Raw genomic sequence first — 24,829 nt, 5'->3', positions numbered from 1 at the left:
CACGGCAGCAACCCTAGTTCGGCTGCCGCCTCCCCGACCGGGTGGTCCGAGCGGCCGGCCGGCGCCTGCACGCTCCGACATCGGGGTGGATCGCACCGTCGATCGCGGTGCGACCCACCCCGATGTCGGAGGAGAGCGCGGTGCTGGAGGCGAGCGCGGGGCTGGAGGCGAGGGTGGTGCTAGAGGTACTGCCCCGGGTTCGCCACCGTCTCGACGGCGCGCGGTGTCGGCTGGATCGCCGCCCCGGCGATCTTCTGGACGATCGTCCGGATGAACACGATGCGCTCGCCCTTGCGGCCGGACACGCGGGCCCAGTCGTCGGGGTTCGTCGTGTTCGGCAGGTCCTCGTTCTCGTGGAACTCCGCCGCGACGGCGTCGAGCAGGTGCCCGACGGAGATGCCGCGGGCGCGGCCGGCGAGGACGTCCTTGATGGCCGACTTCTTCGCCCGGTCGACGACGTTGCGCATCATCGCCCCCGACGCGAAGTCCTTGAAGTACAGGACCTCGCGGTCCCCGCTCGCGTAGGTCACCTCGAGGAACTCGTTCTCGGGGCCGGTCGAGTACATCCGCTCGACGGTCGCGTCGATGAGCGCGGTGACGGTCGCGTCGACGTCCCCGCCGTGCGCCGCCAGGTCGTCCGGGTGCAGCGGCAGCGTCGGCAGGAGGTACTTGCCGAGGATGTCGCGCGCGGACTCGGCGTCGGGCCGTTCGATCTTGACCTTCACGTCGAGCCGGCCCGGGCGCAGGATCGCCGGGTCGATCATGTCCTCGCGGTTGGACGCGCCGATCACGATGACGTTGTCGAGCCGCTCGACGCCGTCGATCTCCGCGAGGAGCTGCGGGACGACGGTCGTCTCGACGTCGGAGGAGATCCCGGTGCCGCGGGTGCGGAACAGCGACTCCATCTCGTCGAAGAACACGACGACGGGCACGCCCTCGGCCGCACGCTCGCGGGCCCGGGCGAAGATGAGGCGGATGTGCCGCTCGGTCTCGCCGACGAACTTGTTGAGCAGCTCCGGGCCCTTGACGTTGAGGAACGACGAGCGGACCGCGCCCTCCCCCGCCGCGGCCGACACGGTCCGCGCGAGCGACGCCGCGACCGCCTTGGCGATGAGCGTCTTGCCGCAGCCGGGCGGCCCGTACAGGAGCAGGCCCTTGGGCGGGGTCAGCCCGTGCTCGCGGAACAGCTCCGGGTGGCCGAACGGCAGCTCGACGGCGTCGCGGATCGCCTCGATCTGGTCGGCGAGGCCGCCGATGTCGGCGAAGTCGACGTCGGGCACCTCCTCCAGCACCAGCTCCTCGACCTCCGAGCGCGGCACCTTCTCCAGCACGAAGCCCGAGCGGGCGTCGACCGTGAGCGTGTCGCCGACGCGGACGCCCTCCTCGACCAGCCGCCCGGACAGGCGCACGACGCGCTCCTCGTCCGCCCGGCCAACGACGAGCACGCGGTCGGGGCCGAGCAGCTCCTTGACGGAGACGAGCTCGCCGACGTCGTCGTACCCCTCGACCGCCACGAGCGCCATCGCCTCGTTGAGCCGCACCTGGCGTCCGGGCACGAGCGTGCCCGCCTCGACGCCCGGCGAGACCTGGACGCGCATCGTGCGACCAGCGGAGACGATGTCGGCCGAGCCGTCCTCGTTGGCCCGGAGCAGGACCGCGTAGGTCCCCGGCGGCTGGGTCAGCCGCTCCACGGCCTCCTTCAGCTCGGCGAGCTCCTGGCGGGCGCGCAGCAGCACCGCCGTCAGTCGCTCGTTCTTGTGGGCGAGCGACGCGGCCTCGCGGCGTGCGGCGTCGAGCTCGGCGGTCATGCGCCCTCCTCGGATCCGGACGGTCCCTCCAGGGATGGTCCCTCCAGGGTAGGCGCCGCCGCGAGCGCGGAGCGCTGGGCCGCCCGCTGGATCACCTCGGCGTCCCGCGCCGCGCGACGGGTCTTCTTCTCCGTCGCGCCGCGCTCGCCGAAGTCCTCGGGGGCGTAGTCGTCGCCGATCTGGACGCGCGCGGCGTCGGCGGCGAGGCGCGCGACGTCCTCGGGGTCCGTCGCGGCGGCCGACGCCTGCGGACGGCGACGCCGCTCCGGCGGCTCGACGCCGGGGCCGAGCCGGCGCGCCGTGAGCAGGAACCCGGTGTGGCCGATCATCCGGTGCTCGGGCCGGACGGCCAGGCCCTCGAGGTGCCAGCCGCGGACCATGGACTCCCACGCCACCGGCTCGGTGAACCGTCCGTCGGCGCGCAGGTCCTCGGCGGTGCGGGAGAGCTGGGTGGCCGTCGCGACGTAGGCGAGGAACACGCCGCCGGGCGCGAGCGCCGTCGCGGCCGCGTCGATGTTCTCCCACGGCGCGAGCATGTCAAGGACGATCCTGTCGACGGAGCCGGGCTCGCGCTGCGCCGCCAGCACGTCGGCCAGGTCGCCGACCTCGACCCGCCAGGCCGGGTGCGGGCCGCCGAAGAAGCCCTCGACGTTGGCGACGGCGATCCGGGCGAAGTCCTCGCGTCGCTCGACCGACAGGAGCGACCCGCCGTCGCCGATCGCGCGCAGCAGGGACATCGACAGCCCGCCCGAGCCGACCCCGGCCTCGACGACGCGAGCCCCCGGGTAGATGTCGGCCATCGTGACGATCTGGCCGGCGTCCTTGGGGTAGACGACGGCGGCGCCGCGCGGCATCGAGAGGACGTAGTCGGCCAGCAGCGGGCGCAGCGCGAGGTACTGGACGCCCTTGGTCGTCTCGACCGTGCTGCCCTCGGGGCGCCCCTCCAGCTCCTCGTGGCGGAAGTAGCCCTTGTGGGTCTGGAACGTGCCGCCCGGGATCAGCGTGATCGTCGCCGGGCGCCCGCGCGGGTCCGTGAGCTGGACGCGGTCGCCCCAGCGGAACGGGCCGCGACGCATCGCGGCGCCCGTCGGCTCGGGGGCGGGAACGGCGTCGGTCGTCGGCTCGGAGGTCACGTCGGTCGAGCCTACTGTCCGCCCGCGGCCGGCTGGCGCCCGGTCCGCGCTCAGCCGGTGCCGGAGAACGCGGCGACGAGGCGCTCGCGCGTGAGCGTCCCGAGCACCCCGGCGTCACCCACGACGACGAGCACGTCGCTCACCTGGAGCCCGCGCGCCACCTGGGCGAGCGCGTCGGGACCGCGCAGCCGCGTCACGATCGCGCCGCCGGGCAGCGACCGGGCCACGGCACCGAGGGCGGTGGTCGCCCGCAGCGCGTCCGGCACGGAGGCGAGCGCCGCCGGGTCGACGACGGCCACGACGGCGCCCGCGTCGTCGGTCAGCACGGTCGCCTCGACGCGGACGCCGAGCGGGAGCGGCGGCACGTCGGTGACGACCGCGCGGGCGGGCAGGACGACGGCCGGCGCGAGCAGCGGGCGCAGATCGACGCCGGCCGCGCCGCGCCGGGCCCGGCCGACCGTGACGGACCGGCTGGCGCCCTGCCACACGACGCCGGCGATGAGGAGCGACCACACCACCGACGTCAGGGTGGGCCGATCGCCCCGCAGGAGCGGCAGCCCGAGCGCGACGGCGGCGATGAGCACCGCGATGCCGCGGCCGACCCAGCCCGCGCCGACGAGCGCGGTGTCCCGGTCACCCGTGACCTTCCAGATGAGCGCCTCGAGGATGCGGCCGCCGTCGAGCGGGCTGCCCGGCAGCAGGTTGAACACGCCGACCACGAGGTTCGCGTAGACGAGCGACGCCACGACGACGGCGACCAGCCCGGGCGGAAGCTGGCGCAGCCCCAGCCAGCCGAGGCCGGCGAGGACGAGGTTCGCGGCCGGCCCGGCGGCCGAGACCGCCGCGGAGACGCCGGGCGAGCGCAGGTCGCCGGAGAAGCTCGTGTGCCCGCCCCAGAAGGTGAGGACGTACTCGCGCACGGGCACCCCGAGCGCGCGGGCCGTCGTCCCGTGGGCCAGCTCGTGGAGGAACACCGAGACGAACAGCAGGATCGGGAACGAGGTCGCGGCGACGACGGACATCGGTCCCGACAGGCCGGGCGCCGCCGCGCGGACCGTCGGGAGGAACAGGACGGTGAAGATCGCCGCGACGGCGAGCCAGCTCGGCGCGAGGTAGACGGGGACACCGCCGATCGACCCGAGCCGCCAGCCGGGCGAGCTGGCGCGCCGCTCGGTCACGCGCGCTCCCGCGCGGGCTCGGTCGCCTCGCCGGCGACGGCCGCGGCCGCTCGCGCGGCGCGACCGGCCGCGAACAGGTCGCGGACGTCGGCCCCGGCGAGGGTCCCGACGCGGGCGAGACCCGGCAGCTCGGGGACCGGGACGACGTTGGGGCACACGACCGTCGCGGTGCCCGCGGCGAGCGCGGAGCGGGCACCGGTGGCGGAGTCCTCGATCGCGAGGCAGTCGCGCGGCTCGACGCCGAGCACCTCCGCCGCCCGGAGATAGGCCTCGGGGTGCGGCTTGCCGTTCGTCACCATGTCGCCGGAGACGATCTCCCCGATGGTTCCCGGCGGGAGCGCGTCGGCGACGACGCGGGCCTGCCGGTGGTAGGACATCGTGACGATCGCCTGCGGGATCCCCGCGGCGCGGGCCTGCGCGAGAAGCTCGCGCGCACCCGGGCGCCACGTCGGGCCGTTGGCGAGCACCTGCGCGTTCACCCGCTCGATGAGCCAGGCGGCGATCTCCTCCGGCGGGAGGGCGACGCCCCGCTCGCGCAGGATCTCCGCGCTCGTCAGGAGCGGGTTGCCGACGAGAGTGAGGGCGTCCTCGTGCGTCCACGTGCCGCCGTGGGCTGCGACGAGCTCCCGCTCGGCGGCGATCCAGATCGGCTCGGTGTCCACGAGCGTCCCGTCGAGGTCCCACAGGACGGCGGCCGGCAGCTCCCCGCGGCTCGCCGGGAGGGACGAGGGGGCCGGCGAGGTGAGGTCGGACAGGTCGGCGCGAGCGGCGTCGGACGCCGTGGCGGGAGGAGTCACCCGACGATTCTCCCCCACCGGCTCCACCCGACCCGAGTCAGCGTGGACCCGCGTCGCGTCCCTCGCCCGGGTCGCGCCGCCGCAGGTAGCGCTCGAACTCGGCCGCGATCGCCTCGCCGCTGGCCTCGGGCAGCTCGACGGTGTCCTTGGCCTCCTCGAGCTGGCGCACGTACTCCGATATCTCCGGGTCCTCCCCGGCCAGCTCGTCGACGCCGCGCTGCCAGGCCCGCGACTCGTCCACCAGGTCGGCGACGGGCAGCGGCTCCCCGAGCACCTGCTCGAGCGCGGAGACGAGCGCGAGGGTCGCCTTGGGCGACGGCGGCTGCGCGACGTAGTGCGGCACGGCGGCCCAGACGGACATGCCGCCGATGCCGCGGTCGGCCGCGGCCTGGGCGAGCACCGAGAGGATGCCGACCGGGCCCGTGTACTCGCTCTGCTCGACGCCGTACTGCTCCCGCACGGCCGCCTGCTCCGACGTCGACTGCACCGGGATCGGGCGGGTGTGCGGGACGTCGGCGAGCAGCGCGCCGACGCCAACGACGAGCTCGGGCTCCCACGGCGCCGTCGCGGCGAGGATCTCCGCGCAGTAGTGCCGCCAGCGCATCGACGGCTCGACGCCCTGGACCAGCAGGAGCTGGCGTCCCGTCACCGGCGAGGTCGCGACCGAGATGCGCGTCGCCGGCCAGGTGAGCGTCGTCCCGTCACCGACCCGGTCGAGGATCGGGCGGTTGACCTGGAAGTCGTAGTAGAGCTCCGGGTCGAGGCTCGCCACCGGCGTCGCGCCCCACGTCGAGGCGATGAGCGCGACGGCGTCGCTCGCGGCGTCGCCGGCGTCGTTCCATCCCTCGAAGGCGGCGATCACCAGGGGCTTCTTCGTGCTCACCACCCCAGCCTACGAGGCTCGCCGGTCGCGCGGGCGGACCCGGAGCCTCGTGAGCCGGGTGACGGGCCGGCGGCAGCCGGGACCGGCGCGACGCCTACAGCTCGACGCCGAGGAGCGCGTCCACCACGTCGCGCACGAGCGCCGGCGCCGCCGCGTCGAGCTCGTCGGTCGGCTCGCCGGCGAGCGCTCGCTCGGCCCACGCGTCGACGACGGCGAGCGCGCGCGGCGCGTCGAGGTCCGCGGCGAGGGCAGCGCGCACCCCGTCGAGCACGTCGGCGGCGTCCGGGCCGGCGGGCTGGGCGACGGCCGCGCGCCAGCGGGCCAGGCGGTCGGTCGCCGCCGCGAGGTCGGCGTCCGTGTACTCCCAGGGCGTCGCGTAGTGGTGCCCGAGCAGGGCGAGCCGGACGGCCATCGGGTCGACGCCCTCCTCGCGGAGCCGGGAGACGAGCACGAGGTTGCCCCGCGACTTGCTCATCTTGTGCCCGTCGTAGCCGACGAGACCGGCGTGGACGTGGGCGCCGACGGGACGGTGGACGCCCGAGATCGCGCGCAGGTGGCTCGCGGACATCGCGTGGTGGGGGTAGCGCAGGTCGGCGCCGCCACCCTGGACGTCGATCGGGGCACCGAGCTCGCGCGCGGCGATCACGGCGCACTCGATGTGCCAGCCGGGGCGCCCGCGGCCGAGCTCGCCGCCGTCCCACGACGGCTCCTGCTGACCGACGCCGTCGTGCTCGCGCTCGACCCGCCACAGGAGCGGGTCGAGGGCGTCGCGCTTGCCGAGCCGGTCGGGGTCGCCGCCCATCTCGGCGAACCGGACGAGGTTGGCCTCGCGGTCGAGGTCGGCGGTGTCCGTCCCGATCCGCGGGTCCGTCGACAGGTCGGCGTAGACGTCGCCGTCCCCCCGGCCGTCGGCGTCGGGCCCGACGCGGTAGGCGCGCCCCTCGGCGAGGAGCCGCTCGACGATGCGGGCCACGTCCGGGATGGTCTCGACGGCCCCGACGTACGACGTCGGCGGCACGACGCGCAGCGCCGTCATGTCCGAGCGGAACAGGTCGGTCTCGCGCTCGGCGAGGTGGCGCCAGTCCTCCCCCAGCTCGGCGGCGCGCTCGAGGAGCGGGTCGTCGACGTCGGTGACGTTCTGCGCGTACGCGACGGGGATGCCGGCGTCGAGCCAGGCGCGCACCAGGAGGTCGAACGCGACGTACGTCGCGGCGTGGCCGAGGTGCGTGGCGTCGTAGGGCGTGATGCCGCAGACGTACAGGGCACCGCGGTTCTCGTCGCCGACCGCGCGGAGCTCACCGCTCGCGCTGTCGCGGACCTCGATGGTGCGGGGGTGGCCGGGAGCCGGCAGGGTCGGGCGTGATGGTGAAGACCAGGAAAGCACCCGTCGAGATTACGCCAGGCGACGGCGGAGCACGGTGCCGTTCCGCAACCGCGGTCAGGCGCCGGCGGTGGGGCTCAGCGTGCCGCCGACCAGGAGGCCGGCGATGAGGAGCGCGAGCGCGAGCCGGTAGACGACGAACGGCAGGAAGCTGCGGGTGGAGACCCAGCGCAGGAACCAGACGATGACGCCGAACCCCACGACGAACGCGGTCACGGTGGCGAGGAGCGTCGCACCGCCGCTGATCGGCAGGGCGGTGTCCTGGTGGCCGCCGAGCGCCTTGGCGAGCTGGTAGAGACCCGAGGCGAGCACGGCCGGGATGGCCAGCAGGAACGAGTAGCGCGCCGCGGCCTCGCGGGTGTAGCCCATCGCGAGACCAGCCGTGATGGTGCCGCCCGACCGGGACACGCCCGGGATGAGGGCCATCGCCTGCGCAAGTCCGTACAGGACGCCGTCGCGGCCGTCGAGGCGGCGCAGGTCCTTCGCTCGGCGCCCGTACCGGTCGGCGAGCCACAGCAGCACGGCGAAGAACGCGAGCGTGAACACGGTGAACCAGAGGTTGCGCAGCGCGCCCTCGATCGCGTCCTGGAACAGCACGCCGAGCACGGCGATCGGGAGCGAGCCGACGATGATGAGCCAGCCCATCCGCGCGTCGGGGTCGGCGAGCGCGAACGGGTTGTGCCAGCGCCCGCCCTCGCGCAGCTGCGGCAGCGTGGCGAACCAGCGCCGGATCACCTGGACGATCGTGTGCCGGAAGTACACGAGGACGGCGAGCTCGGTCCCGATCTGGGTGACGGCCGTGAAGGTGGCGCCGACGTCGGCGCCGTCGAGCATGAGGGCTCCGACGATGCGCAGGTGTGCGCTCGATGAGATGGGCAGGAACTCGGTGAGACCCTGCACCAGGCCGAGGACGATCGCTTCCCACCAACTCACCCGGTCACGGTACACGCGGACGCCGCCGCGGCGTCCGCGTAGCCTTGCGGGCATGGAGTCTCGACGTCTGGGGGCCAGCGGCCTGCACGTGCCGCCCCTCGGCCTCGGCACCCTCACGTGGGGACGCGACACCGACGTCCACGAGGCCCGCGACCTCCTCACCGCCTACCTCGACGCCGGCGGGTTCCTCCTCGACACCGCCGCGTCGTACGCCGCCGGGGCGTCCGAGACGACGATCGGCCGGCTCCTCGGAGAGCACGTCGCGCGCGAGGAGGTCGTGCTCTGCTCGAAGGCCGGTGTCCGGGTCGACGGCGCCCCCGGCCCCGGCGTCGACGCCGGGCGCGGCTCGCTGCTCGGCACGCTCGACGCGTCGCTGCGACGGCTCGGCACCGACCACCTCGACCTCTGGCTGGTCCAGGTCTTCGACCCCGACGTCCCCGTCGAGGAGACCCTCTCCGCGCTCGACGTCGCGGTGCGATCGGGCCGGGTGCGCTACGTCGGCGTCTCGAACTACCCGGGCTGGGCGGCCGCGCGGACCGCGACGCTCGCCGCAGCGGGCGGTGGCGCCGGCACCGGCCTCACGGCGGTCCAGATGGAGCACTCGCTCCTCCAGCGCGGGGCCGAGCGGGAGCTCCTGCCGGCCGCGGCGGCGCTCGGGCTCGGCACGATGGCGTGGTCGCCGCTGGGCCGCGGCGTCCTCACGGGCAAGTACCGGCGCGCGCGTCCCGCGGACTCGCGCGCGGCGTCAGCGCACCTGCGCAGCTTCGTCGAGCCCTACCTCACCGACGCCGCGTCGCGCGTGGTCGAGGCCGTGGCGACGGCGGCTCAGGGGCTCGGCCGGTCACCGGCCCAGGTCGCGCTGGCGTGGACGCGCGGGCGCGTCGACACGTCGCTGATCGGGCCGCGGACGCCGGCGCAGCTCGCGGAGCTGCTCGACTCGCTCGACCTCGAGCTGCCCGAGCCGATCACGCAGGTGCTGGACGAGGTGACGGCTCCCGCGCTCGGGTACCCCGAGCGGCGCTGAGGCTCGCTCCTCGAGGGCTCAGTCCTCGTCGTCGTCCTCGAAGTCGAGGTCGTCCTCGTCGTCCTCGAGGTCGTCGTCATCGTCGTCGTCCTCGTCGTAGACGTCGAACGGGGTGTCGACGCCGTACGCGGTGTAGAGCGCGTCGTCGTAGGTGTCGAAGGCGTCGGCGAGAGTTGCCGCGGCGTCGAGCACGGCGGCGGCGTCCGGGTCGGACGCGACACGGGCTGCCTCCAGGTGCACCTCGAACGCGGCGATGAGTCGGTCGAGCGCGGCGCGCGGGTCGGTAGCCATGCCCACCACCGTACCGGCAGCCAGGGCAGAATGGCACGGTGATTGCCGCCCGCCGCGGGCGGCGCGACCAGCGGCCCAGGAGGTGGCGTGACCCCGAAGGACAAGCAGCGACGAGCGGCGCCGGCGTACGAGTTCCGCGTCCTCACGATCGACCGGGCGACGTCCCGGTCGGACCTGCGAGCCCTCCTGACGGCCGAGGCGGAGTACCACCACTGGGAGCTCGCGCGCACGATGCTCTACGTGGGCGGCACGCGCCGGGTCTGGCTGCGCCGCCGCGTCCAGAAGGTCGCCTCGACCCTCTAGCGGGCCGCGGGCCGGCCCTGCGGTGCCTCGAGGCTCGGGGGCCGGCCCGAGGCTCGGTTCACGCGGTCGTGAGGAGCCGGTCGAGCACGCGGGTGCCGAACCGGACGGCGTCGACCGGGACGCGCTCGTCGACGCCGTGGAACATCCCGGCGAAGTCCAGCTCCGGGGGCAGTCGCAGCGGCGCGAACCCGTAGCCGGTGATGCCGAGCCGGGACAGCGCCTTGTTGTCGGTCCCCCCGGACAGCATGTACGGCAGCACGGTCGCGCCGGGGTCCTCGGCGTCGAGCGCCGCGATCATCGCGTCGACGAGGTCCCCGGCGAAGGGCACCTCGAGCCCGATGTCCTCCGTCACCGGCTCGATCCGCACCGCCGGGCCGGCGAGCTCGCGCAGCGTCGCCATCGTCTCGTCCCGGCGACCGGGCAGGTAGCGCACGTCGACGACGGCGCTCGCCTGCCCCGGCACGACGTTCGCCTTGTAGCCCGCGTCGAGCTGGGTGGGGTTGGCCGTCGTCGAGAGCGTGGCGCCGACGAACTTGCTGGTCGTGCCGAGGGCGGCCACCAGCGCGTCGACCGACGCCGGGTCGTCCTCGTGCCAGCGCAGGCCGGTGAGGTCGGCGACCCCGTCGAGCAGGCCGCGCACCGTCGGGGTGAGATCCCGCCGCCAGGAGTGCGCACCGATCCGCGCGACCGCCTGGGCGAGCGAGACCACGGCGTTGTCGACGCTCACCTGCGAGCCGTGCTGGGCGACGCCGTCCGCGACGAGACGCAGCCACGCGAGCCCCTTCTCGGCGGTCTGGAGCAGGTACGCGCGACGACCGTCGATGTCGACGGAGAAGCCGCCGACCTCGCTCAGCGCCTCGGTCGCCCCCTCGAACCACTCGGGGTGGTGGTCGACGGCCCAGTGCGCGCCGTAGCGCCCACCCGCCTCCTCGTCGGCGAAGAACGCGACGCACAGGTCCCGGGAGGGCTGCCGCCCCGTCCGGGCGAAGTCGCCGAGGACCGCGAGCATCATCGCGTCCATGTCCTTCATGTCGACGGCACCGCGGCCCCAGATGAGGCCGTCCATCTCCTCGCCGCCGAACGGGTCCATCTTCCAGTCGCTGGCCTCGGCCGGCACGACGTCCGTGTGACCGTGGACGACGAGCGCCGGACGCGTCGGGTCGGCCCCCGGCACCCGGACGAAGACGTTGGCGCGACCCGTGTCGGACTCGACGAGCACCGGGTCGTAGCCGGCGTTGCTCAGCTCGGTCGCGACGTACTCGGCGGCGGCGCGCTCCTTCGGCCCGGTCGCGTTGTCCCCGTAGTTGGAGGAGTCGATCCGGATGAGCTCGCGGCAGATGCGCACGGCCTCCGCCTCGGCGCGGCTCGGCGCCGCGGACTCGTCGCTGGTCGTCGTCATGGGGTCCCTCTCCCTCGGGCTCGGACTGGTCAGGGGTCGGAGTGGTGGGTCGTTCTCGTCGGGTCGGGTCGGGCCGGTGGCGCCGGCGGGCGCTACAGCAGCCCGCGGCGCGCCAGCAGCGGCGCGACGTCGGCGTCCCGGCCGCGCAGCTCGCGGTAGAAGCCGAGCGGGTCGCCGCTGTGGCCGCGCGAGAGCAGCACGTCGCGGAACCGGCGCCCGCGCGCCGGGTCGAGCCCGCCGTTCTCGCCCTCCTCGAACCAGGCCTGGGTGTCCGCGTCGAGCACCTCGCTCCAGAAGTAGGAGTAGTACCCGGCATCGTAGCCCCCGCCGAACGTGTGGTTGAAGTACGTCGAGCGGTAGCGCGGCGGGACCTGCGGAATGTCGAGGCCGAGGTCCAGCAGCGCCGCCGTCTCGAACGCCAGGACCTCCTCGGCGCCGGTCGGCGCGTCCGCGAACGACACCTGGTGCCAGACCTGGTCGAGGAGAGCGGCGGCGAGGTACTCCGTCGTCGCGAACCCCTCGCCGTACCGGTCGGCCTCGCGCAGGCGCTCGACGATCGCGGGGTCCAGCGGCTCGCCGGTCTCGTGGTGGCGGGCGTAGCGCTCGATCACGACGGGGTGGGTCATCCACATCTCGTTGACCTGCGATGGGTACTCGACGAAGTCGCGCGGCACCTCGGTGCCCGACCACGACGGGTAGGTGACGTCGGAGAGCAGCCCGTGCAGCGCGTGGCCGAACTCGTGGAAGAGCGTGTTCACCTCGTCCCAGGTGAGCAGCGTCGGCTCCCCCGCCGGAGGCCGCGGGACGTTGAGCGTGTTCGTCACGACCGGGCGCGTGCCCAGGAGGTGGCTCTGGTCGACGAAGCCGGTCATCCACGCGCCGCCCCGCTTGCCCTCGCGGGCGTACGGGTCGAGCATGAACAGGCCCATCCCGGTGCCGTCCGGCGCGTCGGCCGGGTCCGGGGCGTCGACGGCCACGCCGGGCTCGCCGTCGAACACCTCCCAGACGCGCATGCCGTCGGCGTAGACGGGCAGGTCCGTCCGCTCGCGGAACGTGAGGCCGTAGAGCTGGGTCGCGGTCCACAGGACGCCGTCGACGACGACCCGGTCCAGCTCGAAGTAGGGCCGCAGCTCCGCGAGGTCGATGTCGTAGCGCTCCTGGCGCACGCGGCGGGCGTAGAAGGGCCAGTCAGCGGCGGTGACGAGGGGGCGTTCCTCGGGAGAGGTGCGGGCGGCGAGGTCCTGGAGCTCCGCGAGCTCGGCCCTGGCGTTGCGCGTCGCCGCTGGCACGACGCCGGTCAGCATGTCCATGACGGCGTCCGTCGTGCCGGCCGTGCCACCCGCCGCGACGTACGCCGCGTGGTGCGGGAAGCCGAGCAGCTCCGCGCGCTCGGCCCTGGCGCGGACGAGGTCGACGATGAGGCCGCGGGTGTCCGACTCGGGGTCGTGGCCGCCGCCGCGCGTGACCGAGGCCTCCTGGACCCGCGAGCGCAGCACCGGGCTCTCCGCGTCGGCGATCACCGGCTGGGAGGTCGGCAGGATCATCGTGATGAGGTGGTCGACACCCCGCTCGACCGCGCCGCGGTCCTGCGCGCTGCGCCGGAACGACGCGCGGTCGCCGTCGGAGATGCCCGCCAGCTCGGCCTCGTCGGTGACGGGCACCGCTGCCGCCGCCATGCCCGCGACGACGCGCTGGCCGAACGCGGTCTCCAGCGCCGAGATCCGCGCGTTCAGCTCGCGCAGGTGCGCCGTTCCGGCCTCGTCCAGCCCGACGCCGGCGCGGCGCGCCTCGGAGCGCAGGAGTCCGAGGACGTGGGACTGCTCGGCCGTGAGGCGGGTGGTGCCGGCGTTCTCGGCGGCGTCGGCGTCGGCGTCGGCGATCGCGTCGTAGCGCGCGAGGAGCCGGGGGTCGAGGAGGAACGCGTCGCGGTGCTCGGTGAGGAGCGGCGTCACCTGCTCGTCGAGGGCGTCGAGGTCGGACCCACCGAGGGAGGAGGTGTAGATCCAGAAGGTCGGCAGGACGCGACGCAGCAGCTCGCCGGAGCGCTCGATGGCCTCGACCGTGTTGGCGAACGTCGCCGGCTCGGGGCTCGTCGCGACGGCCTCCCACTCGGCGCGCTGCTGCTCGAGGCCGTCCGTGATCGCGGGGAGGAAGTGCTCGGTGCGGATCTGCGCGAGCGGCGGGAGCTGGTAGTCCAGCGTGGACGGCGCGGCGAAGGGATTCGTGTGGTCCAGGGCCATGACTCCATCTTGCCTCCCCGCACCTCCGGCTGGCGCCCTCCCGCCGGTTCTCGCGCCCCGACTCGCGGGCAGGTCGACCGGGCGGGCACCGGTGGGCCGACCCGCGAGAACCGGCTCCGCCCGCACCCCGGAGCCGATTGGTCGACACCGTCATCCGCGTGCTAGTGTCTTCCCCGCTGCCTGACGCGGAAACGGGTCAGACAGACCACCTGTCCAGGTGGCGGAATTGGCAGACGCGCTAGCTTGAGGTGCTAGTGCCCGTATAGGGCGTGGGGGTTCAAGTCCCCCTCTGGACACAACACAGGGTGCAACTGTATGCGCCAGGATCGTTGATCTGGTGCGGGAAAGTTGCGCCCACACATCCTCCTTCCGGCCCCAAGTCTGGCATCGGACATCGTTCGGCGGCGACCAAAATGGGGGACCGCGTGGGGAACCACCCCGCCGACGTCCCCGGGTTGCGGTTGGGGCACTGGATCGTCGCCCCCCGTCGAAGGGCTGCGCGAGCTGCTGCGGGTGCGCTCGATCGAGGACCAGGTGGGGTTCAGCCTCCGCCACGCCGGCTGAGCACTATGCGGCGGGACGCAGCCCCAGCGGTTCCTCGCGCTGACCGGCGCCCAGGGCTTGCCACTGGTCGAGCGTCCCGGTGATGTTCGTCACCAGGTCGTAGGACACTGCGTTCAGCGGCACCACCCCACCGGAGTGCATGGTGCCGTCCGGCCGGCGGCCGGACGTGAGGGCGTCCAGGCGTGGCTCGGTGACCCGGGTGAACACTCCCCACTCCTCCCACTCGGGGTCGCCCGCGCTGAGGCCCTGACCGGTGAGCTCGCCGGCGCGCTGGGGTGAGACCTCGTTGTTGGTCACGAGGATGCAGCGCCGTGAGCCTGCGTCAGCCAGGTTGAGGTTGGCCACGGCGTGCAGGGTCGAGCTGGAGCCGCCGAAGAAGTCCAGCACGACGGCGTTGGGGTCGTGGCCGGCGGCCATGTCCATCCAGTCCCCCAGCACGTACTCGTCCTTGGGACTGGCGAACCGCCTCTCCCCCAGCAGGTCGTCAAGACGGCGGGTCGCGCTCGCGCGGTCCTGGGCGATGACCGGCTTCACGGCCGACATCGCGGACTCCGCCAAGAAGCGCTTGTACGTCGCGGTGACGTTCTCATCGACCCCGAAGAGGATTCGGCCCTCGGCGAGCACGCGGTCCATGGTCTCGGGCGCGAACCGCCACCCGTTGCGGTGCATCTTGACGGGGCGCCCGGTGCCGGGGTGAAGCAGGTCGTAACGAGAGCGCCACCTCACACCCGGCCAGGCCGAGCGGATGCGCCCCTGGACCGCTCCCGGTCTCCGAGGCTGACCAGCTGGTCCGACGATCGGTGTACGTCGGGCCTGGTTCGCCGGTAGCCCGCCTGGAACGTCGTCGAGACGAGGGAGGCCACTGATGACCGGCAACTTGGGCGCCTACCAGGAGATCACGACCGACGCGGCCCGGGCGGGCGGAGTCGCCGCCTACCTCCGGGACGAGAGGGCAGACGCGGTGGCAAAGGCCGCCCCGCGTCTTCGGCTCGAAGGCGCGCTGGGCGCGCTCGGTGCACTCACCGTGGTCGGTGCCGGGTACTACGTGAACAAGAGGTGGAACGCCTACCAGCGTGAGCAGATCGAACAGATCGAGAGGCGCGTCACGGAGCTCATCGAGGCACGCCTCGGCAGGCCCGGTCCAGCCCTGAACGAGACCGAGCCTGAGACACACGACGGGCCCTCGGACACCGCCTGCTACCCGAGCACTGTCGACGCCTCGTAGCACCGCGCCAGCCTGAAGCGACTGGCCTCGGGCCGCTCCGCCTGCGCCAACCACGACACCGCAGCCGCCAGACCCTGCGGCGCCGGCGCGAACAGCACCCCGTCCCACCGGTCACGGTTCCCGATCCTGACCCGTCCGACGCTACGCACCGACACCAGGCCGCGCACCTGCAACCCCGGCAGCGCCGACCGGTACGCCGCCACTGCCTCGAGCAGGTCGTTGCTCAGGCCCTGCGCTCCATCCCGGTGCCCCGCCCGACGAGGCTGGTCTCGGGCTCGCCCCAGACCAGGCGGCGGATCGCGGTGCTCGTGGTCATGATGTCCTCTCCTGCCCCGACGTGGGTGCCTCTGACGCAGAAGTGTGCGGAGGACACTGAGTGACGGACGGCAGCCTTAGCCGAGCGACGTGTGTGGATGAGCGACCGGAGGCAGGCGGAGGATCTACAACCTTCTACAGTCATCTAGCGAAATCACAAGACACCACTAGAATCTGCTAGATGGAGCCCCGCCTCAACCCCTACCAGCCCGGCTCAGGACTACGACCACCCGAGATGACCGGGCGCGAGCCAGAGCTGGAAGCCTTCGACACAGTCATCGCTCGCACGGGAAACCGCCTGACCAACCGCGGCATCATCCTCTCCGGCCTACGCGGAGTCGGGAAGACCGTCCTCCTCAACGAACTGCGAAGCCTCGCACACAAACACGAGTGGCTCGCCGTCCACGTCGAGGCAGGCGGAAGCACCACCGGGAACGACGCCGTACGCAAAAAGCTCGGCCGGGCGCTCGTCCAAGCAGCACGGGAATACAAGACCAGGAGCACCGCCAAGCGCATCGCCGACGCCCTGTCCAGCATCGGCTCGTTCACCACCTCCCTCGGCGTGCCCGGCGTCTCGTTCGGGCTCACCCTCGCTCCAGGCCGAGCCGACTCCCCCGATCTCGCCCTCAACCTCGAGGAGATGGTCCAGGACGTCGCAACCGCGCTGCGCCCCGAAGGCCGCGCCCTAGCGATCTTCGTCGACGAACTCCAAGACCTCGACAAGGAGCTCCTGAGCGCCCTCATCACCGTTCAGCACCGCGCCGGACAGGAAGGCTGGCCCTTCTACGTCATCGGCGCCGGACTCCCGAACCTGCCCGCCGTCCTCAGCGACGTCCGCTCCTACGCCGAGAGACTCTTCGAGTACCGGCACATCGGCCCCCTCTCACCACCCGCCGCCGCCAACGCACTGAAGGTCCCCGCCGAGCGGATGGGAGCCCAGTACGCGCCAGAGGCACTGGCTCTCCTCACCGACGCCACCCAGGGCTACCCCTACTTCCTCCAGGAGTACGGCAAGGCCATCTGGGACCTCGCCCCCGAACGGACCTTCACCACCGCGGACGCCGAAGCCGCGATCAGGATCGGACAGGACCGCCTCGACCAAGGCTTCTACCCCTCCCGGTGGGACCGAGCAACGCCGGCCGAGCGCCGGTTCCTCGCCGCCATGGCGGAGGACGGCGACGCCGGATCGCGAACCGCCGAGATCGCCCGACGCCTCGGCAAGAAGCCGGCAAGCCTCGGCCCCGCTCGAGCGTCACTGATCGGGAAGGGACTGGTCTACGCACCCGCCCACGGACAGATCGAGTTCACCGTGCCAGGGATGTCCGCCTTCATCGCACGCCAGCGCTAGGCAACGCCGGTCGCGCACCTCTAGGCGAACACCACCTCGGCGCGCTCGACCCTCCTACCCCGATCTTGCATCGGGCTGGTCCGAATTGGCCCAAGGTGAGGGCGCTCAGGCGGGCTCGGGCATTGTGTCAGTGGTCGATGCCAGGGTGTCGACATGAGACACGACCACCAAGGAAAAGCCAAGAAAGAGCACGCGCACCTGCGCAGCGTGCGGCTTCCTCGCCCACTGTGGGTCTACGACCCCGAGGACTGGGAGATCATCCGAGCCTCTGGTGGGCAGCTGATCTGCCCCGTCGAAGAGTGCCGATTTCCGCTGGATTCGGTTCAGAACGGGAACGGAACCCGGTTCCTCCGCAACAAGGGGAAGCCAGAGGACTGTGTACACGCCTTCGGGTACGGGCGCGGCGGCGGGCCGATGTCGCAGGAGCACAGATGGATCCAGAACCGCATCCTCGGCATCTGCCGCAGCCTCGGGTACACCGCAGTCCCGGAGCACGCAGCCTCGCGGGCGGACGTCTGGGTGGAGGCGGCAACACCGTTGGCGATCGAGGTGCAGCGCTGGCCGACCACGTTCGTGCGGCGAACGGAGGCGCGACGAGCTGCGGGAGCCGACGTGCTCTGGTTGCTCACCGAGAGCGCCACCGGCACGAAAGTCCCCCCGGCGCTGTTCGAGGGACCGGCGGCCCGCATCCGGGTGCTGGCCGCCGGAAGCCGCAAGCCGGCGCGCCCGTGGGAGCCGGGCTTCTCGGGGCAAGCGTTCCTGTACGTCGGCGCAACCGTCCTGAAGCTCAAACCCGAACGGATGGAGTTGGAGAGCGCCCAGAGCTACGACGCGAAAGAGTTTCTCCGGGAGGTGTTGTCCGGCGCGCGGAAGTGGTTCCCAACGGAGACCGGCTTCCCCTACTCGGGGTGGGCTCTCGCGAGTGATGTCGAAGTGCTGCGCGAGGCCCGTTCGTCCGCCGCCCGGGCCCGGCTCGTGGCAGTTGCGTCGCGCCAGGCTCAACCCGCCGAGGTCGAGACAGAGATCGATCCCCCGGCCGGACGCGAACGCCGCCCCAGCGAAAGCGAGACGGTGCCCTCCGCGACGAGCCCGGAGGACACGCAGGCACCCACCACCGCTGCGCAAGCGCTAGGTGTTGACCGACCCCTCGAGGAGGCGGAACCCGCGCCCCCGCAACCGAGTCCCACCCCCAGCGCCGCGCCATCCAGCCCACTCATCCCGCAAGGGAGCATTGTGGCCGCACCCCACCATGCCTCGACACCAGCCTTCAGGGAGGCGGACCTGCTCGACCGGTTCCTAAGCTGGGTGACCAAGCTGATCCACTCCTAGAGCCGAGCCGACTCCCCCGACCTCGAGGAGATGGTCCAGGACGTCGCCACCGCGCTGCGACCCGAGGGCCGCGCGCTCGCGATCTTCGTCGACGAGCTCCGCCCCATCGACGAGGAGGGATCGGCGAGCAGGAACCCGTTCGCCACGTCCCACCCAGACAGGTCGCCCTCTACCCCATGCCCCCCGACTGGCGACCGGGCCGCTCGACTTTGAACTCGCCGGAGTTCTCGTAGACCTTCACCCCGTGGGGCGCTGCCGTGTGATGGTGCTCCAGACTCATACACCGAAGCCAACCATTAGGTGTCACTGGAACGACCGGCAAGGATGTCGCGGGCCGCCTGCTCCTGGCGCCGCGCTGTGTCCCTCTCGGAGACGAGCTGGTCCAAATGCTCTTCGATCAGCTCGAGGTGGAGGTCCCAGGTAGCGGCGTAATAGGTGGCGGCGTAGCCGGAGGTCTCTCTGCAGTGGGCGTCCACGATCGCCAGCGTGAGCTCCTCTGGGGTGACGTCCGGGGGCTGCTGGGTGAGGTTTAGCTCGCGGATCCCGAATCGCACGGCATCCTGCGAGACGGGCATCTCGTTGGGCGAGGCGGCGACGGACTCGGCGGGGATAGTCGCGAGCATGCACAAACGCCAGCTCTCGATCGTGGCCAGGATCTCCTCGTCGCGGTCGACGTCGATGTAGAAGGCAAGCTCCTCTGCCGTCGGGGTGCCGTCGAAGGGAACTTCTCTCCGACTCGCGTCCTGACACTGTGCGACTGACTCTGGGTGCTGTGCTACGACCGCTTCGGCCTCCGTGATCACCTGGATCGCGAGGCCTCGGTCGAACCGATCCGTGGGAGCGGCGTGGTAGCCGTACTTGGCGGCCAGCTCGGCGTTGAAGATGCCACGGGCGACGGCGTTAGCGGTCTCTGGACCCCGGGCATCGATGTTGATCTCCACCACCGGGTAGTCGATCTCCTGCTCCATCAAGCAGTCGCGTGTGATGAGGTCGCGGGCGTAGTTGACCGCGTAGTCGGGAACCTTGAACTCGTCGAGCGGGAGGAAGAACTGGTCCTCGTCGGGCTCTGGAGGAACGTAGGTGGGGTGCACCGCAGAGGCACACCCCACCACGCCGGCGACCAGAGCGAGCCCCGCCGCAACGCGCAGTGCGTCCTGGCTGATCCGCATTCGGGCGCTCAGTGGTGCGGGTCGTAGGCCTGGAAGTAGGCCGACGAGATCGTGTCGTTCCACAGGGCGGGGTCGAGCGAAGTCGCGAGGTTGTTGCGACCCGAACCAGCCGGAACCTTGAAGGAGACGCCGCCGGCGTCCGCGTACTTGTAGATGTACACGGACTGGCTGGTCCCGCTCCGGTTCCAGAACGAGCTCGCGCTGTCGTTCGCACTGAAGCTGGTCCCCGAATAGTAGGAGCCCGCGTAGTTGGCCAGCGAGTAGTAGATCGACTTGAGGCTCGTGCCCACACCGTCGGTCTGGAAGTCCTTGTCTCGCCAGATGCAGAAGTACCCCACGCTGCAGTGGGAGCTGGCCGCCTGTGCGGGGCTAGCGAGAACGACCCCACCGCCCACAAGCAGCGCCGCTGCAGCGGCCTGCGCAATGACCCTGCGCGTCTTGGTTCCCATCATCATCAACTCCTCGTCGAGTGTCCCGAGGCACTCGGATGTACCCGGGGTCCGGGAAACGTACCAGTCGCCACATGGATCTGCCTCCTGAATGATCCGTGAGTCTAGGCAGATGCTGGAAACTGGTGGTGATTTCGGACGTGGGCCACCTGCATGAGGGGCGGCAGAACTGGCAGGACCGCGGCTCGTGTGCTAGTTCGCCTGAATGGCGCCGAGCAGGGCGGTGATATCGTCGGCGTAGAGATCCAGGATCTGCTGCTCCGCGTTCCATGTGATCTGTTGGACCGTCTCGTCGTAGTTGGTGTCCGAGCGGCACTGCTGGTCAGACACGGCGGTGGCGATCTCGTCGGCGGCAACTGCCTTCGCCTCGTCGCTGGTCCGGGACTCGATCTCGCCGCCGAGGATCGTGAAGTGTGCTTCGGCAGCCTCCGGGGAGGCGTAGTCGTAGCCGTCTTGGCCCATGCAGTCCGACCATGCCCGGTTCGCGTCCGCCAGAGCCGTCGACTCCGCAACCGTCGTGGAAATGTCCTGGATCGCTCTGTCCAGTTCGGCGAACCGGGGGTCGGAGAAGGCGCTGGCGCCACGCTCCCACCGAGGGTCGATCTCGTTGACCTCTTCGCTGGCCCAGGGTACGCATCCATCGGCCTGATCGAGCCGCCCATTCGCGCCGGGGCCACTGCCATCACCCTCGACCAGTGCACGCCAGAAAGCGGACCGTTCGGCATCCGACATCTGCTGCATGACCGCCTGGTTGGGATCGATGTAGGCGTCGGGATTCTCAACGATGGGAGCGGTACTGGTGAAGACCCCGTATCCCCACTGCGTGGCTCGTTCCAGCGGATCAAGTGACGGGTCCTCCTCTGGAGTGGTGGCGGTCAGACCCATGCCGGGGAACCAGGGGACGTAATCGGAGAAGCCCTGAGCGGCCATGCACTCGGCCGTGAGATCGGCCTCGCGCAGCTGCCGGGAGCGCTGCTGGACGGCCTCCTCGTCCTGAGTCAGGGTCACCTCGCCGTAGACCGAGGTGTAGAACTCCGACAACGGCGAGGAGTCCAGGCGCTCCATCGAACCCTCGCCCAGCTCGACGCTCGGCCCGGAGGAGCAGGCCGCGAGAAGCGCCGCGCAGATCAGGACCAACGGTGTGCGTCGTCTCACGATGCGCTCCTTCGCGTCTCAGCCCGGTTCCGGAGATACTGGTCGGCACGGTAGCAGCGCGCGGGCCCGGATCAGGAGGGAATCACGAGAGCAGCTTGTGGCGGTCTTGTGTGACACGAGTCTTTACTCGATCCTGCCGTTCTTCCGGATGCCTCCTTCTCCGGCCCGCGAAGTCGAGCAAGGGCGCAGGGATAGTCAGCGACCGAACCGCACTGCGGAGCACATCGCCGCGTTGCCACGTTGTCGCCGTCGCGACGGACAGAGCATCAGGCGAGCGAGGCGTCGTCGTGGACGTCATCATCTGGGTTGCGGTGTCCGTTCCACTCCTCGCACTTCGCCGCAGGCACCATGATCTTCAGCGATGCAGCGTTCGCCGCCGGAGAGCTGTCGTTCAAGAGATGCCGATTCGTGGGTTGCCGGGTCGCGTTCGGAGCCCGGAATCCCACAGGATTCCAGGCCCTTAGCTTTTCCCGCCCCGGTCGACTCACACCGGAAAGCCCCTTGACGCCCGGTGAGGCGGTTCGACTACGGTCGACTCCGTGCAGCACGGCTACCAGCAGATCGCGGTCGGGAATCCCTCCCCGGCCCAGGTCGTGCTGCCCGTGCTCCCGTGCGAGCGAGACGACCACGCACCCCCGGGCGCCACCGACGACGACGGCTGACGGGCCGATCCGCCCACGAGCGCAGGCACAGGCCACCGGGAGACCACCCCGGTGGCCTTCTCGTTGCCCGCCGAGCACCGCCACGCGCACCAGCGCACCCCGCCATGGCACACGTACCGAAGGAGGACGCCATGCACACAGAGCTCCCGACCCAGCTGACCGGGACCGCGGCCCCCACCCTCATGTGGGCGCGCGAGGACGAGATCGAGCCGCAGGCGCTCCAGCAGCTCCGCACCATCGCCGCGCTCCCGTGGGTGCACGGCGTGCGCGTCATGCCCGACGTCCACCTCGGCAAGGGCGCGACCGTCGGCTCCGTCATCGCCATGCGCGACGCAGTCTCCCCCAACGCCGTCGGGGTCGACATCGGCTGCGGCATGAACGGTGTGCGCGCGCACGCGCGTCCCGGCCTGAGAGGCGGGCTCGGCTGACGGCCGAGCCCGCCTCGTCGGCGCGTCCTCAGCCGGTCGGCAGGTGTCGACGCAGGAAGTCGACGGTCCGCTCCCAGGCGAGCCGCGAGGCGTCCGCGTCGTGGAAGGCGGGGTGCGGGTTGTCGAACGCGTGGCCGGCGCCGTCGTAGGTGAACCACTCGACCTCCGCGTGCGCCTCGCACGCCGCGCGGACCCTCTCCTGCGCCTCGACCGGGATGAACGTGTCCGCGCTCCCCCAGTGGTGCAGGCTCGGCACCCGGACGTGCGCCGCCCGGTCCACCAGCGCGGGCAGCGCCGAGCCGTAGTACGACACCAGCGTCGCCGGCGAGTCGGAGCCCTCCAGCCGCGCGGTCGCGGCGAACGCGACCCCACCGCCGAAGCAGAACCCGATGACGCCGACCGGCCCCGTCACCTCCGCCACCGTCGGCAGCCACTCGAGCGCGGCGACGACGTCGTCGATCGCGCGGTCGATCCCGAGCTCCCGCGAGGCCGCCATGCCGGCGGCGAGCACCTCGTCGATCGGCCCGTCCTCGGGCGTCGCGGCAAGCCCCACCCGCCAGTACAGCTCCGGCACCGCCACGACGTAGCCGAGCGCGGCCAGGTCGTCAGCCCGTGCCTCGACGTACCGCGAGACGCCAAAGATCTCCTGGACGAGCACGAGCCCCGGACCGCTGCCGCCCTCGGGCAGGTGGAGCCGGACGGGGAGCTCGCCGCCGTCGACGGGCACCGGGACGATCGTGTGGTCGCTGCGCTGCGTCATGCCGCGATTCTGGCACCCCGGGACCGACTTCCCAGGAGACTCTCAGGCGGCGTACGGCATGCTTGTCCCGTGAGCAGCCAGGCCCCTGACGCGTCCGACGTCGTCGACGACATCGACGCGTCCGACGAGGAGACCTTCGACGACGAGCCCGGCTCGCCCCTCGCGCGCGGGACCGGACGCCACTCGCTCCGGTTCCTCTACGCGCTCATGGGCATCTCGGCGATCTTCTGCATCGTCGCCTCGGCCGTGCTCTCGATCGAGTCCTACCACCTGGCTCTCAACCCGAAGGCCGTGCTGAGCTGCGACATCAACGCGGCGATCTCGTGCGGGACGGTCGCGCAGTCGTGGCAGGCGACGTTCTTCGGGTTCCCGAACGCCTTCATCGGGCTGGCCAGCGAGCCGGTCGTGCTGACCATCGCGATCCTCGGCTTCTGCAGCACGCGGTTCCCGCGCTGGTTCCTGTTCTGCGCGCAGGTGGCGTACGGGCTCGCGCTGATCTTCGCGTACTGGCTGTTCGTGCAGTCGTTCTTCTACATCGGGGCGCTGTGCCCGTGGTGCCTCATCATCACGGTGTTCACCACGATCACGTTCTTCACGCTCCTGCACATCAGCGCGATCGAGAAGACGCTCTACCTGCCGCCGCGGGCGCAGCGTGGCCTGGAGCGGGCGATCGAGTGGCACCTCGACGTCATCGTGCCGGCGCTGCTGCTCACGACGCTCGCCGTCATGATCATGCTCAAGTACGGCATCCAGATCATCAACTCCTGACCGGCGACGCCACCCCGCCCGGATCGCCCAGGACACCCCGGTCGCTATGCTCACCACCGTCGCCGTCAGCGGGTACCGGTCGCTGCGCGACGTCGTGGTGCCGCTGGCACCGCTGACGGTGGTGAGCGGCGCGAACGGCGTCGGGAAGTCCAACCTCTACCGCGGACTGCGGCTGCTCGCGAGCGCGGGGCGCGGCTCGCTCGTCGCCGACGTCGCCCGGTCCGGCGGGCTCGCCGCGCTGCGCTGGGCCGGACCCGAGCAGCCGTCGCGCGCGATGCGCCGCGGCGAGGTGCCGGTCACGGGGACGCGGCGCCGGGAGCCCGTCCGGCTGCTCCTGGGCGTCGCGAGCGAGGAGCTCGGGTACGCCGTCGATCTCGGGCTCCCGCAGCCGGACGGCACGAGCCGGTTCCCGAACGACCCGGAGATCAAGGCCGAGGCCGTGTTCGCCGGGACGCACCCGAGGCCGGCGTCGGTGCTGCTGGAGCGCACCGGCCCCCGCGTCCGGCAGCGCGGCGCGGGCGGCGGCCGCGGCTGGGAGACGCTGGCGGCGCCCATCTCCGCCGACCGCTCGATCCTCGCGGAGCTGGTCGACCCGCGGACGACGCCCGAGGTCGTCGGCGTGCGGCGGATGCTGGAGAGCTGGCGGTTCTACGACGCGCTCCGCGCCGACCCCGAGGCGCCGGCACGCCGGCCGCAGGTCGCGACGCGCACCTGGGCCCTCGCGGACGACGGGGCCGACCTCGCCCCGGCGCTCGCCACGATCGTCGAGCAGGGCTACGGCCGGGACCTGGACGACGCCGTCGCCGACGGGCTCGACTCCCGCGTCGAGGTGCGCGAGACGGCGGTCGGCGAGCAGGGAGCCGTCGGCGTCATGGACGTGCTGCTGCACCAGCCCGGCCTGCTCCGGCCGGTCAGCGGCCCCGAGCTGTCCGAGGGGACGCTGCGCTACCTCCTGCTCTGCGCCGCGCTCCTCGCCCCGCGGATGCCGGAGCTGCTCGTCGTCAACGAGCCCGAGACCAGCCTCCACTCCCGGCTGCTGCCCGCCCTCGCCCAGCTCATCGCGGGGGCGGCGCGCCGGACCCAGGTGCTCGTCGTGACGCACGCCGAGCCGCTGGCCGCGGCGCTGGCGGAGGTCGGCGCCGCGCGGGTCGAGCTGACGAAGGAGCTCGGCGAGACGGTCGTCCCGGGGCGTGGCCCGTTCGACGCGCCCGCCTGGGTCTGGCCGAGCCGGTAACCGGCCCGCGGCCCGGTTCGGGCGGCCGACCCACCGTACGATCGAGTCCTCAT

The 24,829-nt window shown here is 72.2% G+C and carries 23 protein-coding genes, 1 tRNA gene and 1 pseudogene; 10 read left to right on the top strand and 15 right to left on the bottom strand.

Annotation, left to right across the window (positions count from 1 at the left end):
• Positions 1–179 precede the first annotated feature (179 nt).
• From arc to EDD28_RS13930, 7 genes are all read right to left on the bottom strand, one after another.
• On the bottom strand, positions 180–1,808 hold the full coding sequence (arc, locus tag EDD28_RS13960; RefSeq protein WP_123740384.1) for a proteasome ATPase: 1,629 nt from the start codon (positions 1,806–1,808) through the stop codon (positions 180–182).
• A complete protein-coding gene (locus EDD28_RS13955; RefSeq protein ID WP_123740920.1) occupies positions 1,805–2,884 on the bottom strand; it encodes a tRNA (adenine-N1)-methyltransferase in 1,080 nt (359 codons plus the stop codon). Before EDD28_RS13955 ends, arc begins: the two co-directional genes overlap by 4 nt.
• Positions 2,885–2,991: 107 nt before the next feature.
• Entirely contained in the window at positions 2,992–4,119 is a 1,128-nt protein-coding gene (locus EDD28_RS13950; RefSeq protein ID WP_123740383.1) for a site-2 protease family protein, read from the bottom strand.
• Positions 4,116–4,874: an HAD family hydrolase gene (locus tag EDD28_RS13945; protein ID WP_425469989.1), complete on the bottom strand. Its 759-nt coding sequence runs from the start codon at positions 4,872–4,874 to the stop codon at positions 4,116–4,118. Before EDD28_RS13945 ends, EDD28_RS13950 begins: the two co-directional genes overlap by 4 nt.
• 79 nt (positions 4,875–4,953) lie before the next feature.
• Positions 4,954–5,799 carry a PAC2 family protein gene (locus tag EDD28_RS13940; RefSeq protein ID WP_245968088.1) on the bottom strand — a complete coding sequence of 282 codons (846 nt, stop codon included), beginning with the start codon at positions 5,797–5,799 and terminating at the stop codon, positions 4,954–4,956.
• 94 nt (positions 5,800–5,893) lie between these two features.
• A complete protein-coding gene (gene mshC / locus EDD28_RS13935) occupies positions 5,894–7,183 on the bottom strand; it encodes a cysteine--1-D-myo-inosityl 2-amino-2-deoxy-alpha-D-glucopyranoside ligase (protein ID WP_123740381.1) in 1,290 nt (429 codons plus the stop codon).
• A gap of 54 nt (positions 7,184–7,237) precedes the next feature.
• Positions 7,238–8,113 (bottom strand): undecaprenyl-diphosphate phosphatase, encoded by an 876-nt coding sequence (locus EDD28_RS13930; RefSeq protein ID WP_123740380.1) that lies wholly within the window; start codon positions 8,111–8,113, stop codon positions 7,238–7,240.
• Between the two features lie 52 nt (positions 8,114–8,165).
• Between EDD28_RS13930 and EDD28_RS13925 the strand changes: the two genes are divergently transcribed.
• Positions 8,166–9,137: an aldo/keto reductase gene (locus tag EDD28_RS13925; protein WP_123740379.1), complete on the top strand. Its 972-nt coding sequence runs from the start codon at positions 8,166–8,168 to the stop codon at positions 9,135–9,137.
• An 18-nt stretch (positions 9,138–9,155) separates the two neighbouring features.
• Here EDD28_RS13925 and EDD28_RS13920 read toward each other — a convergent pair whose 3' ends face one another.
• On the bottom strand, positions 9,156–9,428 hold the full coding sequence (locus EDD28_RS13920; protein WP_123740378.1) for a DNA primase: 273 nt from the start codon (positions 9,426–9,428) through the stop codon (positions 9,156–9,158).
• An 87-nt stretch (positions 9,429–9,515) separates the two neighbouring features.
• Here EDD28_RS13920 and EDD28_RS13915 point away from each other — a divergent pair, with 87 nt between their 5' ends.
• Positions 9,516–9,731 carry a DUF5703 family protein gene (locus tag EDD28_RS13915; RefSeq protein ID WP_123740377.1) on the top strand — a complete coding sequence of 72 codons (216 nt, stop codon included), beginning with the start codon at positions 9,516–9,518 and terminating at the stop codon, positions 9,729–9,731.
• Between the two features lie 58 nt (positions 9,732–9,789).
• Here the strand turns inward: EDD28_RS13915 and EDD28_RS13910 are convergent, their stop codons facing one another.
• Together EDD28_RS13910 and EDD28_RS13905 are read right to left on the bottom strand one after the other, a co-directional pair.
• The gene (locus tag EDD28_RS13910; RefSeq protein ID WP_123740376.1) at positions 9,790–11,130 is read right to left on the bottom strand and encodes a M20/M25/M40 family metallo-hydrolase; all 1,341 of its coding nucleotides are present in this window, start codon (positions 11,128–11,130) and stop codon (positions 9,790–9,792) included.
• A gap of 92 nt (positions 11,131–11,222) precedes the next feature.
• A complete protein-coding gene (locus EDD28_RS13905; RefSeq protein WP_123740375.1) occupies positions 11,223–13,370 on the bottom strand; it encodes a M3 family metallopeptidase in 2,148 nt (715 codons plus the stop codon).
• 211 nt (positions 13,371–13,581) lie between these two features.
• Between EDD28_RS13905 and EDD28_RS13900 the strand changes: the two genes are divergently transcribed.
• A tRNA-Leu gene (locus EDD28_RS13900) sits at positions 13,582–13,666 on the top strand.
• 271 nt (positions 13,667–13,937) lie between these two features.
• Here EDD28_RS13900 and EDD28_RS13895 read toward each other — a convergent pair.
• Positions 13,938–14,603 (bottom strand): site-specific DNA-methyltransferase, encoded by a 666-nt coding sequence (locus EDD28_RS13895; RefSeq protein WP_123740374.1) that lies wholly within the window; start codon positions 14,601–14,603, stop codon positions 13,938–13,940.
• A 196-nt stretch (positions 14,604–14,799) separates the two neighbouring features.
• On the opposite strand from EDD28_RS13895, the gene EDD28_RS13890 reads away from it, so the two are divergent.
• The 3 genes from EDD28_RS13890 (at position 14,800) to EDD28_RS13875 (ending at position 18,151) form a co-directional block, all read left to right on the top strand.
• Positions 14,800–15,159, top strand: coding sequence for a hypothetical protein (locus EDD28_RS13890; RefSeq protein ID WP_123740373.1), 360 nt, complete (start codon positions 14,800–14,802; stop codon positions 15,157–15,159).
• Between the two features lie 496 nt (positions 15,160–15,655).
• On the top strand, positions 15,656–16,822 hold the full coding sequence (locus tag EDD28_RS13880) for an AAA family ATPase (RefSeq protein ID WP_123740371.1): 1,167 nt from the start codon (positions 15,656–15,658) through the stop codon (positions 16,820–16,822).
• Positions 16,823–16,975: 153 nt separating this feature from the next.
• Complete coding sequence (locus EDD28_RS13875; RefSeq protein ID WP_148059631.1) at positions 16,976–18,151, top strand: hypothetical protein; 1,176 nt, start codon at positions 16,976–16,978, stop codon at positions 18,149–18,151.
• A gap of 296 nt (positions 18,152–18,447) precedes the next feature.
• Here the strand turns inward: EDD28_RS13875 and EDD28_RS13870 are convergent, their stop codons facing one another.
• From EDD28_RS13870 to EDD28_RS13860, 3 genes are all read right to left on the bottom strand, one after another.
• A complete protein-coding gene (locus tag EDD28_RS13870; RefSeq protein WP_123740369.1) occupies positions 18,448–19,320 on the bottom strand; it encodes a hypothetical protein in 873 nt (290 codons plus the stop codon).
• 8 nt (positions 19,321–19,328) lie between these two features.
• Positions 19,329–19,769: a peptidase inhibitor family I36 protein gene (locus EDD28_RS13865; protein ID WP_281272592.1), complete on the bottom strand. Its 441-nt coding sequence runs from the start codon at positions 19,767–19,769 to the stop codon at positions 19,329–19,331.
• A gap of 192 nt (positions 19,770–19,961) precedes the next feature.
• The gene (locus EDD28_RS13860) at positions 19,962–20,924 is read right to left on the bottom strand and encodes a hypothetical protein (RefSeq protein WP_148059630.1); all 963 of its coding nucleotides are present in this window, start codon (positions 20,922–20,924) and stop codon (positions 19,962–19,964) included.
• A 539-nt stretch (positions 20,925–21,463) separates the two neighbouring features.
• Between EDD28_RS13860 and EDD28_RS18120 the strand changes: the two genes are divergently transcribed.
• Positions 21,464–21,586, top strand: coding sequence for a hypothetical protein (locus EDD28_RS18120; RefSeq protein ID WP_281272573.1), 123 nt, complete (start codon positions 21,464–21,466; stop codon positions 21,584–21,586).
• Positions 21,587–21,690: 104 nt separating this feature from the next.
• Positions 21,691–21,975 (top strand): annotated as a pseudogene (locus EDD28_RS13855) (RtcB family protein); the annotation flags it as partial.
• 67 nt (positions 21,976–22,042) lie between these two features.
• On the opposite strand, the gene EDD28_RS13850 reads toward EDD28_RS13855, so the two are convergent.
• Positions 22,043–22,774: a dienelactone hydrolase family protein gene (locus EDD28_RS13850; protein WP_123740366.1), complete on the bottom strand. Its 732-nt coding sequence runs from the start codon at positions 22,772–22,774 to the stop codon at positions 22,043–22,045.
• A 69-nt stretch (positions 22,775–22,843) separates the two neighbouring features.
• Here EDD28_RS13850 and EDD28_RS13845 point away from each other — a divergent pair, with 69 nt between their 5' ends.
• A complete protein-coding gene (locus tag EDD28_RS13845) occupies positions 22,844–23,542 on the top strand; it encodes a vitamin K epoxide reductase family protein (protein WP_211339233.1) in 699 nt (232 codons plus the stop codon).
• Positions 23,543–23,588: 46 nt separating this feature from the next.
• Entirely contained in the window at positions 23,589–24,776 is a 1,188-nt protein-coding gene (locus tag EDD28_RS13840; RefSeq protein WP_123740365.1) for an AAA family ATPase, read from the top strand.
• Positions 24,777–24,829 lie beyond the last annotated feature (53 nt).

This window comes from Salana multivorans, from assembly GCF_003751805.1.
Lineage (GTDB): Bacteria > Actinomycetota > Actinomycetes > Actinomycetales > Beutenbergiaceae > Salana > Salana multivorans.
The sequence above is the reverse complement of the archived record's forward strand: the minus strand, read 5'-3'. Positions and strand labels throughout refer to the sequence as shown.